Consider the following 16,017-nt stretch of genomic DNA (forward strand, 5'->3'; position numbering starts at 1 on the left):
GGCTTGCTTTAAGTGAAGATGACATTGTCATGGTGGTGTCTATGACACCCTGATCGAATAGCGATCGTCGAGGTCTTCATGAAGCGTATGCTTTCCAGAATGGTAGTTGCCAGCGGCTTGCTGCTGGGGTCTTCCGTAGTTTCCATTGCTTATGCCGCCGATATAGCGGTTGCCAAGCCCGATGCCGCCAAAGGCGAACAGCTTTATGCCAACGGCGATGCCGCCCGGGGCATATTGGCCTGTGCCAGCTGCCACGGTGCAGCCGGCAATAGCACTATCCCGGCGAATCCGAATCTTGCCAGTCAGCCACATGAGTATCTGGTCAAGCAATTGAACGATTTCAAGTCCAAAGACGGCAAGCCGGCAGCGCGCCGCGGCGCGGGCGGTGCCGATTCGGTCATGACTACCTTCGCAGCGCCGCTGACTCCAGCCGATATGCAAAACATTGCGTATTACCTGACGCAGCAGCCACTCGACCCCAAGACCGCTGCTACAGCAAGCAAAGAAGCCACAATGGAACGCGGCCAGCATATCTGGCGAGGTGGCTTGCCCGATCGCAAGGTGCCAGCCTGTGCTGGTTGCCATTCGCCTAACGGCGCCGGCGTACCGGGTCAGTATCCCCGTCTGGCTGGGCAGCATCCGTCGTATATCGCCGACCAGCTCAAGCTTTTCCGTAGCGGCGATCGTGCCAACAGCGAGCCCATGCACGCAATTGGCGACCGTATGTCCGATTCGGATATCGCTGCCGTAGCAGATTACGCGGCAGGTCTGCGTTAATCTGGCATAGCGCTGCGGAACAATCTCCGCACGGTCTTGTCTAAAACAGGGGAGGCTATTTTTGGCGTCCCCTTTTTTTTTGAAGTTTGCCTTGTGAAACCCTCCCATTCCGCGCGCCGAGTCGACGCAGACGTCATCGAACTCTTGGGTTCGATGCGGTTTGCAGTTAGTCTGCTAATGTTCATTTGCGTGGCTAGCCTGATCGGTACGGTGCTGCAGCAAAACCAGCCTGCCAGTAATTACATCGATAAGTTCGGGCCTTTCTGGTTTTCCATCTTCGATAAATTTTCCATCTGGCATATCTATAACAGCTGGTGGTTTCTGTTGATCATGACGTTTCTGGTGGTTTCCACCACGATATGTCTGGTTCGCAATGCTCCAAAAATGGTCCGCGACGCGCGATCTTTTCGTGAATATATACGGGGCAGCAGCCTGCGTTCGTTTCATCACCGGGTCGAAACCACAACCACTGCGACTCCCGCCGAAAGTCTGTCGCGGATTCAGCAATGGCTAAATTCACAGGGTTATAAATACAAGCTGCGCCAGGATGGCGAAAGCGTGTTGCTGGCGGCCAAGAAAGGCAGTGCCAACCGGATGGGATATATTTTCGCGCATGCCGCGATCGTGGTCATTTGCGTAGGTGGCTTGCTCGATAGCGAGTTGCCGGTCCGGCTGCAAGTATGGCTTGGTGGGAAAGTACCTATCACGGAAAACATGTTGATCTCTCAGGTTCCGGAATCTGGACGCCTGTCGCCGGCCAATCCCAGCTTTCGCGCCAACATGATGGTGCCCGAAGGGTCTCAGACAAGCAGCGGCGTCATCAGTGTCGACAACGGAGTGCTGGTGCAGCCCTTGCCCTTCAGCCTGAAACTGAATAAGTTTCTGGTGGACTACTATTCCACAGGAATGCCAAGCAGCTTCAAGAGCGAAGTCGAAGTCACCGACCCGGACACTGGAAAAACTTTCAGCCAGACGATCGAAGTCAATGAACCGCTGCGTTACAAAGGCGTGACCGTTTATCAATCCAGTTTTGAAGATGGTGGCAGCAAGCTTGAACTCGTCGGCTACCCATTGGTCGGCGCCGGTAATCAGGCGTTCGATATTAACGCTGCCGTGGGTAAACCCACAGAAGTCACGGTCAATAGCGGTGCGCAACAAGTGCCCCTGGCGATCGATTTTTCGGGCTTGCGGGTTATCAACGTAGAGAACCTGACGGGCGACGAGCCACCTCAGCCCAAAGCGGTCATGGATCATGTCGCTTCGGTCACGGGCAGTGCCGCCGGCGCCAAGAACGCGAACTTGAAAAATGTTGGTCCCAGCGTTCAGTACAAGATCGTCGGCAGCGATGGCCAGGCGCACGAGTACACCAACTACATGCTACCGCTCATGCTTGATGGCAGTTCAGTGTTTCTTGCTGGAGTCCGTGACACCGCAACGCAACCTTACCGGTATATCAGGATTCCTGCCGATTCCGATCAGTCGGTGAAAGAATTCATGGATTTGCGCGCGGCATTGGCGAATCCGGCTTTGGTCAACGAGGCAGCGACGCGCTTTGCAGCCAAGAATACGAATACTCAGATGCAGCAGCCCTTGTTGCAGAAGGCTGCCGCAGGAGCCCTTGAAACATTTTCCAGAGCCGGTTTCAACGGCATCATCGACAGAGTACCCGAACCGGATCGCGAGAAAGTCCTGGGCTTCGCGGTACCGATGATCCAGCTGTCGCTGGTCGAGCTGCGTGACGTCGTGCGCGAGCAGGCCGGCAAGCCGACAGTGGTTCGTGACGGCGAAGCAGGACAGGAAGCCGATAGATGGGTCCAGATGTCCTTGCTGGCCTTGGCCAACCTGCCCGATTACCCCTCGCCCATATTCATGACACTGAAAAACTTCGAACAGGTGGAAGCCAGTGTGTTCCAGGTGGCTCGCAGTCCTGGCAAGAATACGGTTTACATGGGCTGCCTGTTCCTGATCATAGGTGTATTCTCTATGTTCTATATTCGCGATCGGCGGATCTGGGTCTGGATCAAACCTCACCACCAAGGCAGTGAATTGCTTGCAGCAATGACTTCACAGCGGCGCACTCTGGATTTCAATCACGAGTTCGATCGCTTTAAAGAGGCGTTCAAACGCCTCGCTACGTAACGAGGCACCCTTATGTCCGAGTCCACCATCAAGTCAAGTACGCCGATGTGGCAAGAGTCCATGGCCAGCAGCGGTGATTCGCGCGGCAATCGGGGCAAACCCGACTGGACCGATATTGTGTTTTTCGTGCTTTTGGCCTTGGGCGCCGCCTATGCGCTGACCGACTATGGCCCAAGCATGGATTACTACGAAAAACTGATCCTATGCGGAGCTGTGGTGTGGTTAAGCTGGATGGCATGGCTGTGGCGTCCATTACGCACTCTCATGGTCGTTAGCAGCCTTAGCGCCTTATTCGCGATATGGCTATACAGTAATGGCGGCGGTTTGGCCCAAGGTGATATCACCCGCGCCGAAAACGTATTTTTCCTTAAATACTTATTTTCGTCGCAGTCGGCCATTTTATGGATGTGTGCCTTATTCGTGCTGGCCACCGTGTGTTACTGGATCGGGATTTTCAGTACAACGGCGGCGTGGGTCGGCACGGCGTTCACGTGGGGCGCCGTCTATGCCGGTGTCGTCGGCTTGCTGGTCCGCTGGCGTGAGGGCCATTTATTAGGTCCGGACATTGGTCATATCCCTGTCAGCAACCTCTACGAAGTCTTCGTGCTGTTCGCATTGATTACCGCTTTGTTTTATTTGTATTACGAACGCCGTTACGCAACGCGCGCGCTGGGTGGCTTCGTGCTGCTGGTCATCGCTTCAGCGGTGGTCTTTCTGCTGTGGTACTCGTTTACCCGGGATGCTTTCCAAATCCAGCCGCTGGTGCCCGCGCTTAAAAGTTGGTGGATGAAACTGCACGTGCCCGCTAACTTCATCGGGTACGGTACCTTTTCTTTGGCCGCCATGGTCGGGTTTGCGTATCTTGTCAAAGAACACGGCGAGACCCGTTCTTGGGGCAAGCTGGTACCGGTATTTATTCTGGGCGCCGTACTGTGCGCGGAGCCCATGATGTTTAGTTCCGGAGAATTCTCTGCCACATGGATGCTGTACTTCGGCATAGGTGCGATTGTTGTAGGTGGCATTCTCGCGCTGCGTGGACCGATTTCGCGCAAACTGCCTGCCCTGGAAATTCTTGACGACATCATGTACAGGGCCATTTCCGTGGGCTTTGCCTTTTTTACGGTAGCAACCGTATTGGGCGCCTTGTGGGCGGCCGACGCCTGGGGTACGTATTGGCAGTGGGATCCGAAGGAAACCTGGGCGCTGATCGTATGGCTTAATTACGCTGCCTGGCTGCACATGCGTCTAATGAAAGGCCTGCGTGGCACCATGGCGGCATATTGGGCGTTGGCCGGGTTATTGATCACCAGCTTCGCGTTTTTGGGCGTGAATATGTTCCTGTCTGGTCTGCACTCCTACGGCGAACTCTAAGCGCTACAGCGCGCCTACACCAATTCAGTGGTTTTGAATTCACGGCAGCACGGTCAACTTTAGGGTTAGACCATGCTGCCGTTTTCCGTTTGTAGGAAAATAACAGTGGCATATAAATCTAATTGCTATAGAATTCGTATCGAGACATTACTGAATATGCCGATGTCTGGCAGTTTCGGAGTCGGGTCTGATTTACTGCCCTTGTAGTTGCTGCGGCAAGATGTTCGGTACTTGGCAAGTCGGTCAGCCACCCAACCGAATTCCGCTTGTTATCACGATAACGTCTGCAATAAATAAATATGCCCTTAGTAGAAGAAGGCCCGGGAATTGAGGCTCGGGCAAACGTTTTGGCCAGTCAGTCTCTTGCTGCGCAACTTACGGTATTGCAGGCTTTCCTGCCTCTGCCGGGCTGGGTGGTCGGCAGAAATTGCGATATGTCGTGCGCGCCCGTGGTCGCAAATGGCATCTTCCAGGCCTTGCCCCTTAAAGACCTTGTGTTGTTTTTCTCTGGCGAGTGGGGTGGTGATCCCCTGGCTAACGGCTATTCCTATCGGCGCGTTACGTGCATAGAGCAACAGATCCTTGGCTTGGAACCCGCTGGCAGCGACAGCCCGGTGTACCTGATAAAAGCAGATCTCGATGTGCATGAGGTCGTCAGCGGCGGTTGCGTATTGGGTTTAACCAACGAACTGCCATCCAGTCTGGCTTGGCGTGCCGACGAAGTGCGGTCCTGCCTAACCGCGCTGGCGCTCACGCTGGCCTTGCATAGCGAACTGAACGTAGCCGAAAGCCTGATGCTGGAGCTGCGGCGGGATGCCTTTCTGGATCCCCTGACCGGTACGCTGAATCGTGCAGGCTGGATCAATCGCCTGGCCCACATCGACGCGATGTCGGGCGACGATAACAATGATGCCGCCATTGTCATGCTCGACCTGGATTTCCTGAAAGTGGTCAATGATACTTACGGGCATTCTGCGGGCGACGATCTTATTCGTCTGACCGCACAAACCATCACGTCAGTCTTGCGCACCAACGATGCGGTTGGCCGCCTTGGCGGCGATGAATTCGGGGTTGTCGCGCAATATGCAACCCCTGTTGTGGCCGCAGCATTGGTAAGCCGCCTTAAGCACGCCCTGGACGCTGTAGGCGTACGGATATCGATGGGAATGGCGCTTAAGTCAGAGGCCGGAACATTGAAAAAGACCATGCACCTGGCCGATGAGCGCATGTACGAAGACAAGCGCACCAAGCCCATGCCGCGCAGATTGCCGCTAAGCGTACGAATTGGTATGGCCGTCGGTTAAACGTTCACCTGAATATTGCGTATGAACTGAAGGACCTCTTCGTCGTCAATCAGGTCAGCCAGTGTGTTGGCATTCAAGATGTCGGTGGGCGACTTCGCTTTCGATATAACGAAGCCCTGAACGTAGTCTATTCCCATCTCCTGCAAGGCCTGCAACGTAGCGCAGTCTTCGGCCCATTCGGCAATACTTTTCATGCCCAGGTTACGCGCAAGTTCCACGATGGTGCGAATGATGGCGGTGTTGGTTTCGTTCGCCATCATGTCCTTGATCAGAGCGCCATCGATCTTGATCATGTCGGCCGGCAACTCTTTCAGGTACGAGAACGAGGTATAGCCCGCGCCGAAGTCATCCAGCGCAACGAAGGCACCCATTTTCTGCAGCCTCTTCATGAACGAACGGGTACGGTTCAAATCTTGCAGCGCTACGCCTTCTGTGATTTCGACGCAGAGGCGATTGGCAAGATGCTCGTAGCGTTCCAGAATGGCAAAGAAAGCGTCTATGAACTTATCGTCGTTGAGCGATACGCCGCTAAGGTTGACGTTGACGACTTCGGTTTTCGTCAGGCGGTGTTCGTGCTTTGCCAGCCATTCGAGAGTGGCCGAGAACACCCATTTATCGATGATGGTGATCGTGCCGCTTTCTTCAGCGGCCGCGATAATCTTACCGGTTGGAACCAGCACACCTGTTGAGTTTCGCACCCGCAGCAGTATCTCGAAGTTGAGCGTCTGGAGCGGGTTTCTCATCGACATGATGGGCTGCATTTCCAGATAGAGCCCCTTAGGCGAGTCTCCGCCTTCGAGTTCATCGAATAGTCTGAGCTCTTCAGTGTGCTCTTGTAGTTCGTGCGAGTTCTGCTCGTAGACGACGATGTCTTTGTGCGACTTCCGTGCGTCGCGGCATGCGCGCCCCGCCGCCGAAATCATTTCGCTGGGATCCATGCCGTCGGTCACCTCGATGATGCCCATGGCGCTCTTCAACTGGAAGGCTCGCCCGCCTACATATAAGGCAGTCGAATTCAAGCCGTGGATCACACGGGCAGCCGCTTCGCGCGCTTTGCCGATGATCGAGTCGGAAAAAAGAATAATGAATTCGTCGCCACCTATGCGTCCCACGTACTCGCGATCGGAAAGCGTGGCCTTGATGCGCTGGCACACTTGCTGCAGTACCTCATCGCCAGACATGTGCCCAAAAAGACTGTTGATGCGCTTGTACGGATCGAGGTTGACATAGGCCAATGCGCAGGGTTCGCCCAAAGCCAGACGCTTCAAGGAAGCATCAAGGGCCTTTTCAATGCCACGGCGGTTCAGTACATTGGTAAGCGGGTCGTTATCCGCCAGCAGCTGCAGCTGATTGATGGTCTCGGTGCGTGTGGTGATATCCTGCAAGGAACCTTCAACCAGGCCTGCCGCCAGGGCAATCCTGACGATGAAATGCTTGGGCAACTGTGATTCGGTCGCTTCGGGCAGTATTTGGATCTCGACCTCTTTACCACTACTTGTCTTTTCGGCCAGTATGTCCCAGTCTTGTTCTTCGAAGTAATCAGTCCAGTGCACCTCGGCGCCACTCAGCGAAAAGCCCAGCAGTTGCTCGAGTACAGGGTTAGCTCGCAGAAACTTGCCATCGGCGCCAAGCGTGAAGGTCCCGATGGGCGTTATGGCGTAATTACTGACCAGTTCGGTCCGGGCGCGTATGGTTTCCCGACGATCTTCGCGCATCCGCTCCGCCACGGCGAGCGCGACCATGATATTAGACAGTAGCAAGGCGATGATGCTATTGAACGTATCGATAAATTCGGTGCGCCCGAAAATTATCAATAAGGCGGCCGAAAGCATCACGCATAGCGACATGCTAAGCGTAACGACATGCCACAACCAGACGCGAGAACGCGTCCGATACACGGCACGGGAAAGCAGGAATATGGCGGCCGTGATCCCAAAGCCGCAGATTCCCCACATCAGCGGCTGGAATGATGAGTAGGGCAGCAGGACTGCGCCGGCCAGCAACACCAGGCCAGCCCATTGCACCAAGCGCAGCAAGGCCACGACATACGGGCGGTTACTGGTGCGAAAAAGTTGGGTAAGCAGCGTGTAGGTCAGTAAGTAGTACGCGGCAATCGTGATCTGACGAATGAACTGCATCCACTCAAGAGGGATATTCTGGCCTAGCCATAGGCCATCCCAGCCCAAGGCGAAGGCACCTAGGCGCAGGTTGCCTACGAGCCACGTAGCGAGCAGCAGATACACCCACTCGCGGTTGGTGATGGCAATGATCAAAATGAACAATGCAATGGTAAGCAAGCCACCTTCAAGCAAGCCCGTTCCGCGATCAAAGCGACTGCTAGCGGCTCTTAGGTCGCTTGTGCGCCAAAGTTCGGCCGTAAGGGTGCTGCTTCCGGCAAAGGTCGCATAGCATAATAGGGCTGTGGGCGATGGGAGCTGGTCCAGCAGCACCGCAAACCCCATTTTATTGGCTTGCAACGCGCCATTGGTCTGAGTACGGTTGGCGCTGCCCATGACACTTAAGCTGTCAGCCTTCCAGCAATCCAGCGTTTGCATGAAGTGGGAAGGGATGTCCAGCGCAATTGTGCCGAGTTGCGGGGCAGCCGGTATGTCGACCAGGAACCAGCTGGGCGTCGATACCTTTGGTGCGAAAGTGGCTGCCTGGGTTCTTACCGCTGCCAGCGCCACAGATGGGCTGTATTGGGCCTCGCCCTGTGGCAGAACACGGATCGACAAGGGCCGGCCTTGGGCGGGAGGGTAGTGGCTTGTGAACGCGTAAACGGCAAGAATAGAAAACAGAACAATGCTGACGGGCACTGCATAAAGTGAAAAATAATAGACCAACCGATCGACTGAGGCGGTGAGCTTCTGGAAGAAGGTTTGGCGAAGCGCGTTTGAAGCCGTCATGTTCTATGGATACAGGCCTTTTTCCCGTAAGCTTGCGATCAAGGACAGAAGCTGAACATGATACTGGAGTTTCACGGTTATCCGGTGGCCTCGCGACAAATATGCATATCTCGAAAAATTGAGACGTGCTCATGGCTTGAGGAAAAGCGATTCGTTATTGGGTCAATCTGTTTAACGGCGGCGATCGCCATTTCTTTAGTCCGGGGACGATGCCCCGGGAAGCCTCAATCTATAACGGTCTCAGAGGCAAACAGACTTTCAACCGTTTCCCGCGGACGAACGACATGGGCATGCACGCCATCGACCATGATCTCGGCTGCACGAGGCCGGGTGTTGTACTGACTTGCCATGGTGAATGCGTAGGCGCCGGCCGACATAATGGCCAGCAGATCGCCTTGCTGTAAATCAAATTCACGATCGCGCGCCAGCCAATCGCCGCTTTCGCAAATCGGGCCCACAATATCGTAGGCCTTTGATTCGCTTGTATTGCTGCGGGGTACGACAGCTTCTACGCTATGCCAGGCATCGTACAGGGTTGGACGCAATAGATCATTCATGGCAGCGTCAACGATTGCGAAATTCTTGGCGTCGCTATGCTTCAGGTATTCGACGGTGGTCAGCAGTACGCCGGCATTTCCTACCAGCGAGCGCCCGGGTTCCAGCACCAGTTGCAAATGGGACAGCTTATGGGCGTCGAGCGCCTGGAAAATTTTATCGAGTAGCACGGTCGGCGAAAGCAGGGTTTCGTCGGTGTAGCGTATGCCTATCCCGCCGCCTAAATCTAGGTGCTTAAGGTGTATGCCCAGGTCCGCCAGGGTTTCGATCAGCTTAATCAGTTTCTCGAGGGCGTCCAGGTACGGGCTGACTTCGGTGATCTGTGAGCCGATATGGCAATCTACGCCTACGATTTCCAGGCTAGGCAGCGTGGCCGCAAGCTGATACACCGCCACGGCAGACTCGATCGCGATGCCAAACTTGTTTTCCTTCAGCCCAGTGGAAATATACGGATGCGTTTGCGCATCGACATCCGGATTGACTCGAAGCGATACCGGGGCAATCGTTCCGGCTTGTTTGGCTACCTCGGCCAGACGTAGCAGTTCGGCCTCGGATTCGACGTTAAAGCATTTGACCCCGGCTTTGAGTGCGGCCTGCATTTCCCAAGCCTGTTTTCCTACCCCGGAAAATACAATGCGCGATGCATCGCCGCCCACGGCCAGGACTCGTGCGAGCTCACCGCCCGAAACAATGTCGAAACCGGATCCGAGGTTTTTGAATTCGTTGAGGACGGCCAGGTTGGAATTAGCCTTCATCCCGAAGCACACCAGCACGTTACGCCCTTGCGCTGCGCTGCGATAGGCCTCCCAGGCGTCGCGCAGTGCCTGCCGCGAATAAACATAAAGGGGTGTGCCGAATTGCCGTGCCAAATCGGACAAAGGGATGTCTTCGGCGTGCAGCGCGCCGTTTTTGAATTGAAAGTGGGGGGCAACAGTCATGTTTAGAGGCGTCGAAGTGAAAGGATGAAAGCGTGCTTTATTTGGTTTGTACCGGGCTGGTGGTCGCGCCGGAATCATTGGTTGGCGTTTCCGGTGCAGGCATGCTCGGTGCCGGCGGAGGCGTGGTAAGCGATTCCTCAGGTGGTGGCGGAGGAGGCATGTACAACGGCCCCTTATAGCCGCATGCAAGCAAGGTGGAAAGCAAGGCGAAGCTGGCTACAATGCGACAGACGGTATGGGCAGGTGTCGAGTTAAGGGGCGCTTGCATGATAGAACTCCAAATGCGGACAAGTTGCGATTATGAACGAAACTGAATTTATTGCGCGTAGCCAAGCCATACTCGACAGCCTGGAAAGCCAGTCAGACGATTGGGTATCCTTGTATGACCTTGATATTGAATCGAATCGCAGCGGCAATGTACTGACGCTGATTTTCGATAATTCCATTCATGTCGTGGTCAACAGTCAGGCCCCACTGCAAGAGATGTGGGTCGCAGCACCCAGCGGCGGTTTCCATTATCGTTTTGATGGCCGACACTGGAATGATACGCGAGGCGGCCCGGAATTATCGGAGGCGCTGTCGCAAATTTTTTCAGAGGCGACAGGCCAGCCGATTCGGGTGATGGTCTAGAAGGGGACGTCCGGCGGCTGTTCCCTGCGTTGCCCGGTATTGCCGGTCAGTTGATTCAACAGGTCGCCAATATTGTCCCGGCCACCGCCATCTACCGGCGTGTCAGACGGTGACGGCAGGCCCACTCGGGCGACGGCTTGCCCCGGCGGGAATTCCGAGAAATAATACTCGCCATCGATTTTCGTAAGGCCGGGGGGTATAGGCCCCGGCGGGGTTTCCGGTTTGCCCTTAAGCGCATGGCGCATATAGTCAAGCCAGATGGGCATTGACGCGCCACCGCCGGTTTCACTGGAACCCAGCGAGCGCGGCTGATCGTACCCCATCCAGACGACGCCCACGAGCTTAGGTGTAAAGCCCGCGAACCATGCATCGTGCGAGTCGTTGGTCGTGCCGGTTTTTCCGCCAACATCGTTGCGTTTGAGTTCGCGGTGTACGCGAGCTCCCGTTCCTGATGTGGCAACGCCGCGCATCATGTCGTTCATAACGTAAACGGTGCGGGGGTCCACGGCACGTGCTGCAGCGTCGCCTGCTATCGTTGGTTTGGCCTGCATGATGACTTTGCCGCTGCTATCGGTCACGTGATCGATAAGGTACGGAGGAACGCGGTAGCCACCGTTGGCAAACACCGAATAGGCTCCTGCGAGCTGCAAGGGCGTGACACTTCCGGCCCCTAATGCCAGTGGCAGAACAGGCGGCTGGCGCTCGCGGTCGAAGCCAAAGCGCGTCAGATAGTCTTGTACGTATTTAGGGCCCACGGCCTGCATGATGCGTATCGAAACCATGTTCTTTGACTTATACAACCCCTGACGCATAGTCAGCATAGGCTCGTAGGTGCGCCCATAATTTTTAGGCGACCAAGGCTTGGAGCCCGTTTGTGCTGCAGTCAGGGTGAAGGGCTCGTCAGAAATCTGCGTAGCGGGTGTGAGACCACGTTCCAGCGACGATGCGTAGATAAATGGCTTGAAAGCAGAGCCCGGCTGGCGCCAGGCCTGCGTAACTCGGTTGAACTTGCCTTCTTGGAAGTTAAAGCCGCCCACCATGGACTGGATAGCGCCGTCTTCCGGACGCAAGGCAACGAACGCTGCCTGCACGCTGGGCATGTTGATGACTTCCCAGTAGCTTCCGTTCTTATGCAAATACACCACCGAACCACGTCTAATTCGAACGCTGTCATTGGCGTTTTTGGCCAGACCGCGCGCAACGACCCGCAAGGCCCGCTTGTCGGTGACTTCGATAATTTCTTTGGATGTTCGGGCCACGGTAATCTTGGTGGGGCTGGCGTCAAGCACAACGCCGGTCAGTACGTCGCCATTGTCGGCGTATTTTTCCTGTAATTCATCAAGCAGGGTGTCAAGTTGAGCGGGATCGTTTTCGATGCCCGCCGGCAAGTCCAGCGTCGTTTCTGGACCTGGATAGACAGAACGCCTGGTGTAGTCAAGGATGCCGTCCCGCACCGCGTCGTAAGCGTGTTCCTGGGCTTGTGAATTAACTGTCGTATATACGTTGAAGCCACGCGAGTAGATGTTGTCTTGATAGACACCATACAGCAGCTGCCGGGCCAGTTCGGCGACATATTCGCCGTGGACGGAATAGCCGCCAGCGGGCGTGCCAAGCGCTGATTTGATGACGATTTCCTGCTGCATGGCCCGCTGATATTCTTCTTCAGTCAGGTAGCCCAGACTTTTCATGCGGCCCAATACATAACCCTGACGCGATTTGGCCCGATCGAAATTGGCAATAGGGTTGAATCGCGACGGAGCCTTCGGTATGCCAGCCAGCATGGCGGCCTCGGCAGGAGTGACTTCGCCCAGCGGTTTACCAAAGTAGGCGCGCGACGCCGCGGCAAAACCATAAGATCTATGGCCCAGATAGATCTGGTTCATGTAAAGATCCAGTATCTGGTCTTTGGTCAGTGTGGCTTCGATCTTGAATGTGAGCAGTAATTCGTAGAATTTGCGGGTATAAGTCTTTTCAGATGACAGGTAGAAATTGCGGGCCACCTGCATGGTGATCGTACTGGCACCCTGCGTTTTTGACATGTGCGTCAAGTTGGCCAGTGTGGCGCGTACAACACCGGCCCAATCGATGCCGCCGTGCTGATAAAAGCGATCGTCTTCGGCTGATAAAATCGCCGATTTCATGACGTCCGGGATTTCGTTGAAGCGCAAGACGTTGCGTCGTTCTTCGCCAAATTCGCCAATCAGCACTTTGTCCGCCGTGTAAATGCGCAGTGGCACCCGAGGACGGTAGTCGATCATGGCGCCAAGATCGGGTAAATTAGGCCAGGCGAGCGCAAGCGCGAGCGATCCTAGCAGTACGCCGCATAATCCCAAGCCCGCCATGAATATGGCTGCCTTCAGGAAAAAGCGGCCTACCCAGGAATGGGACGCACCGGTATTGTTTTTGGGGGAAGTGGTAGAAGAACTCATTACAGGCGATTTTAAGTCTAACCGTGGTCAGACTATGATTTACGCATCAGGTTTATGTAACCGAAGAATGCAGTGTAGCGGCGTATGGTCGGAATGCAAGTGGGATAATACACAAATGAATCAATCTTTACCTTTGGACTGTTCCGGCCCCGACCTCCATGAGGCTGGGGAGCCCGAAGAGCCCGCAGTGGCACCATTGCCTTATGAACACCCTTTGTTCCTGGTGGGAATGATGGGGGCTGGAAAAACGACGATCGGTCGGAGCCTGGCTCGCCTTTTAAACCGGGAGTTCGTCGATCTGGATCATGAACTCGAAGCGCGCTGCGGCGTCAGGGTGTCGTTAATCTTCGACATCGAAGGTGAAGAAGGGTTTCGCAAACGTGAGACCACGTTGCTTGAAGAATGTTCCCGTCGACGGGGTATTGTACTTGCCACCGGCGGCGGGGCCATACTTGCACCGGAAAATCGGCGCTACCTGGTGGAGCGCGGTGTGGTGGTGTATTTGCGCGCCAGTGCCGACGAGCTCTATCGCCGGGTGGCCCGAGACCGCAATCGGCCGCTATTGCAGACCGCAGATCCCAAGGCGCGTATACGATCCTTGCTGGAAGAACGCGAACCGCTTTATGAAGAAGTGGCCAGCCTGACATTTGAAACCGGCTCGGCACCCGTTCCGCAAGTGGTCCGGTCCCTTATTTCACTGCTTCAACAATACGAGGTTAAATCATGAGTACGGTGCCGGTTCAGACGCCTGGGGGATCGTACCCCATACATATCGACGCAGGTAGGCTAAAACGGCTTGCTGAAAGTATCCCCGAGGATGCGACCGCGATAGCATTGATCAGTAACCCAACGGTATCGGCTTATTATGGCGAACTCGCTTCTCAAGCGTTGGCCAAGACGGGGAAGCGGCTTATATCCATAGAATTACCGGATGGCGAAGCGCATAAAGATTGGCAGACGCTAAATTTGATCTTCGACGCTTTGTTACAAAATCGTCTTGATCGAAAGGCCGTCCTGGTGGCTTTGGGAGGGGGGGTAATCGGAGACATGTGCGGATTCGCTGCTGCGTGCTACATGCGCGGCGTGCGCTTTGTGCAAGTTCCTACCACCTTATTGGCTCAGGTCGATTCGTCGGTAGGCGGGAAAACCGGCATTAATCACCCTTTGGGCAAGAATATGGTCGGCGCCTTCTATCAGCCGATTTCGGTTGAGATCGACACCAATGTGTTGGCGACCCTCCCCGCACGCGAAATTTCTGCAGGCCTGGCCGAAGTCATCAAGTACGGCCTGATCATTGATGCTGAATTTTTCGCCTGGTGCGAACAAAATGTTGAGAAGTTACGCGCACTGGATCCACAGGCAATCACTTATGCGATTCAGCGATCGTGCGAACTGAAAGCTTATGTAGTTTCCCAGGATGAACGGGAATCCGGATTGCGAGCCATACTGAACTTTGGCCATACATTCGGGCATGCGATCGAATCGGGCCTGGGCTATGGCCAATGGCTGCATGGCGAGGCCGTCGGCTGCGGCATGGTGCTGGCGGCCGAACTCTCGGCATTGACCCACGGCTTGTCCGCCGATAGCGTGGAACGTGTGCGCGCACTGGTGGCTGCCATAGGATGCCCGGTCCTGCCTCCTGATCTGGGGGCCGAGCGCTGGATCGAGCTTATGCAGGTCGACAAGAAGACCGAAGGTGGCCAGCTGCGTTTTGTGACCTTGCCCGAAATCGGCCAAGCGCGCTTTGAAGCGGCCCCGCTGGTTGCTGTGCATCGCGTGCTCGAGAATGTCTCGATCGCGCAGACATAGGCCAGTGCCATGACTGCACTTGCACCCTATGCTTGTCATCCGGCACTCACGCGAGGCCGCCGACATGCTGAAGCGCCGCCAGCCGGTCGCAGTCACTTTCAGCGCGACCGCGACCGGATCATTCATTGCAATGCCTTTCGCCTGCTTGAATACAAAACGCAGGTTTTCATTAATCACGAGGGCGACCTTTTTCGCACCCGCCTGACGCACAGCATTGAAGTCGCGCAGATTGCCAGAACGCTGGCACGGAATCTGGGTTTGCATGAAGACCTCACCGAAGCGATATCCCTGGCCCACGACCTGGGGCATACACCGTTCGGGCATGCAGGGCAAGATGAACTCAATGCCTGCATGCGTGAATTTGCGCCTGAAGCAGGCGGGTTTGAGCACAATCTGCAAAGCCTGCGCGTCGTCGATGAACTGGAAGAGCGTTACGCAGCATTCAACGGCCTGAATCTGTGTTTTGAAACGCGCGAAGGCATCCTCAAACACTGCTCTGTCAGGCACGCCCGTTTGCTGGGCGACGTGGGCGAGCGATTCCTATCGCGCAATCAGCCGGCGCTCGAAGCACAAATCGCCAATCTGGCCGATGAAATCGCGTACAACAATCACGATATTGACGATGGCTTGCGTTCAGGTTTGATCACGATTGAACAGTTGTTGTCGTTGGAACTCTTTGCAACCCACCATGCACAGGTAAAAAGCCGCTACCCCGATATCGAGAAGCGCCGCCTGATAGCAGAGATTATCCGCGCCATGATCAATACACTCGTCGTCGATCTGACCGACACGACATTGGCTAATATTCAGCACCATCGTCCGGACAGCGCCGATGCGGTGCGCGCGGCGCCCGCGCTGGCTGCGTTCTCAGTGTCGATGCGGCGTCAGGCTGACGAACTGAAAAGTTTCCTTATGGAGAACTTGTACCGCCATTATCGGGTTATGCGCATGACCACGAAAGCTCGCAACATTGTGCGCGAACTGTTTATCACATTTTTCAACGATCCACGTCTGCTGACAAGCGAGTATCGAAAAGACGCGCCGCTAGAGCAAGCCCGCGCGATCGCGGACTACATCGCGGGAATGACGGATCGGTATGCTATCCGCGAGCATAAGCAGCTGTTCTTGATGGACGCCGCAGGCTAGCCACCGACGCCTA

General features: G+C 55.4%; 12 protein-coding genes and 1 pseudogene. 9 read left to right on the plus strand and 4 right to left on the minus strand.

What is annotated here, in order from left to right:
* The first annotated feature begins 78 nt into the window (after window positions 1–78).
* The 4 genes from EKL30_RS04855 to EKL30_RS04870 all read left to right on the plus strand — a co-directional run bounded on the left by EKL30_RS04855 (window position 79) and on the right by EKL30_RS04870 (window position 5,591).
* Entirely contained in the window at window positions 79–777 is a 699-nt protein-coding gene (locus tag EKL30_RS04855; RefSeq protein WP_199748488.1) for a c-type cytochrome, read from the plus strand.
* 153 nt (window positions 778–930) lie between these two features.
* Entirely contained in the window at window positions 931–2,916 is a 1,986-nt protein-coding gene (locus EKL30_RS04860) for a cytochrome c biogenesis protein ResB (RefSeq protein WP_126706525.1), read from the plus strand.
* 12 nt (window positions 2,917–2,928) lie between these two features.
* The gene (gene ccsB, locus EKL30_RS04865) at window positions 2,929–4,287 is read left to right on the plus strand and encodes a c-type cytochrome biogenesis protein CcsB (protein ID WP_199748489.1); all 1,359 of its coding nucleotides are present in this window, start codon (window positions 2,929–2,931) and stop codon (window positions 4,285–4,287) included.
* A 299-nt stretch (window positions 4,288–4,586) separates the two neighbouring features.
* Complete coding sequence (locus EKL30_RS04870) at window positions 4,587–5,591, plus strand: GGDEF domain-containing protein (protein WP_126706086.1); 1,005 nt, start codon at window positions 4,587–4,589, stop codon at window positions 5,589–5,591.
* On the opposite strand, the gene EKL30_RS04875 is transcribed toward EKL30_RS04870, so the two are convergent.
* Both EKL30_RS04875 and lysA read right to left on the minus strand, forming a co-directional pair.
* On the minus strand, window positions 5,588–8,497 hold the full coding sequence (locus EKL30_RS04875; protein ID WP_126706087.1) for a bifunctional diguanylate cyclase/phosphodiesterase: 2,910 nt from the start codon (window positions 8,495–8,497) through the stop codon (window positions 5,588–5,590). The two genes, EKL30_RS04870 and EKL30_RS04875, sit on opposite strands and share 4 nt — an antisense overlap.
* A gap of 224 nt (window positions 8,498–8,721) precedes the next feature.
* Window positions 8,722–9,990, minus strand: coding sequence for a diaminopimelate decarboxylase (gene lysA / locus EKL30_RS04880; protein WP_126706088.1), 1,269 nt, complete (start codon window positions 9,988–9,990; stop codon window positions 8,722–8,724).
* Window positions 9,991–10,022: 32 nt separating this feature from the next.
* Between lysA and EKL30_RS19135 the strand changes: the two genes are divergently transcribed.
* Window positions 10,023–10,169, plus strand: coding sequence for a hypothetical protein (locus tag EKL30_RS19135; RefSeq protein WP_233582898.1), 147 nt, complete (start codon window positions 10,023–10,025; stop codon window positions 10,167–10,169).
* A gap of 5 nt (window positions 10,170–10,174) precedes the next feature.
* On the opposite strand, the pseudogene EKL30_RS19140 reads toward EKL30_RS19135, so the two are convergent.
* A pseudogene (locus tag EKL30_RS19140) lies at window positions 10,175–10,258 on the minus strand (hypothetical protein); the annotation flags it as partial.
* 32 nt (window positions 10,259–10,290) lie between these two features.
* Between EKL30_RS19140 and cyaY the strand changes: the two are divergent.
* Complete coding sequence (gene cyaY / locus EKL30_RS04890) at window positions 10,291–10,620, plus strand: iron donor protein CyaY (protein ID WP_126706090.1); 330 nt, start codon at window positions 10,291–10,293, stop codon at window positions 10,618–10,620.
* Here the strand turns inward: cyaY and EKL30_RS04895 are convergent.
* Window positions 10,617–13,049 carry a penicillin-binding protein 1A gene (locus EKL30_RS04895; protein ID WP_126706091.1) on the minus strand — a complete coding sequence of 811 codons (2,433 nt, stop codon included), beginning with the start codon at window positions 13,047–13,049 and terminating at the stop codon, window positions 10,617–10,619. The genes cyaY and EKL30_RS04895 overlap by 4 nt on opposite strands.
* 115 nt (window positions 13,050–13,164) lie before the next feature.
* Between EKL30_RS04895 and EKL30_RS04900 the strand changes: the two genes are divergently transcribed.
* The 3 genes from EKL30_RS04900 to EKL30_RS04910 are packed head-to-tail and all read left to right on the plus strand — an operon-like array spanning window position 13,165 to window position 16,004.
* A complete protein-coding gene (locus EKL30_RS04900; protein ID WP_126706092.1) occupies window positions 13,165–13,776 on the plus strand; it encodes a shikimate kinase in 612 nt (203 codons plus the stop codon).
* A complete protein-coding gene (gene aroB, locus EKL30_RS04905) occupies window positions 13,773–14,858 on the plus strand; it encodes a 3-dehydroquinate synthase (protein ID WP_126706093.1) in 1,086 nt (361 codons plus the stop codon). Before EKL30_RS04900 ends, aroB begins: the two co-directional genes overlap by 4 nt.
* Before the next feature lie 9 nt (window positions 14,859–14,867).
* A complete protein-coding gene (locus tag EKL30_RS04910) occupies window positions 14,868–16,004 on the plus strand; it encodes a deoxyguanosinetriphosphate triphosphohydrolase (RefSeq protein ID WP_126706094.1) in 1,137 nt (378 codons plus the stop codon).
* Window positions 16,005–16,017 lie beyond the last annotated feature (13 nt).

This window comes from Candidimonas sp. SYP-B2681 (assembly GCF_003971065.1).
GTDB lineage: Bacteria > Pseudomonadota > Gammaproteobacteria > Burkholderiales > Burkholderiaceae_B > Pollutimonas.

Excerpts from the sequence above, each read along its gene's own strand:
- EKL30_RS04855 (WP_199748488.1), top strand. The coding sequence starts at position 79 with ATGAAGCGTATGCTTTCCAGAATGGTAGTTGCCAGCGGCTTGCTGCTG.
- EKL30_RS04860 (WP_126706525.1), top strand. The coding sequence starts at position 931 with ATGCGGTTTGCAGTTAGTCTGCTAATGTTCATTTGCGTGGCTAGCCTG.
- ccsB (WP_199748489.1), top strand. The coding sequence starts at position 2,929 with ATGTCCGAGTCCACCATCAAGTCAAGTACGCCGATGTGGCAAGAGTCC.
- EKL30_RS04870 (WP_126706086.1), top strand. The coding sequence starts at position 4,587 with ATGCCCTTAGTAGAAGAAGGCCCGGGAATTGAGGCTCGGGCAAACGTT.
- EKL30_RS04875 (WP_126706087.1), bottom strand. The coding sequence starts at position 8,497 with ATGACGGCTTCAAACGCGCTTCGCCAAACCTTCTTCCAGAAGCTCACC.
- lysA (WP_126706088.1), bottom strand. The coding sequence starts at position 9,990 with ATGACTGTTGCCCCCCACTTTCAATTCAAAAACGGCGCGCTGCACGCC.
- cyaY (WP_126706090.1), top strand. The coding sequence starts at position 10,291 with ATGAACGAAACTGAATTTATTGCGCGTAGCCAAGCCATACTCGACAGC.
- EKL30_RS04895 (WP_126706091.1), bottom strand. The coding sequence starts at position 13,049 with ATGAGTTCTTCTACCACTTCCCCCAAAAACAATACCGGTGCGTCCCAT.
- EKL30_RS04900 (WP_126706092.1), top strand. The coding sequence starts at position 13,165 with ATGAATCAATCTTTACCTTTGGACTGTTCCGGCCCCGACCTCCATGAG.
- aroB (WP_126706093.1), top strand. The coding sequence starts at position 13,773 with ATGAGTACGGTGCCGGTTCAGACGCCTGGGGGATCGTACCCCATACAT.
- EKL30_RS04910 (WP_126706094.1), top strand. The coding sequence starts at position 14,868 with ATGACTGCACTTGCACCCTATGCTTGTCATCCGGCACTCACGCGAGGC.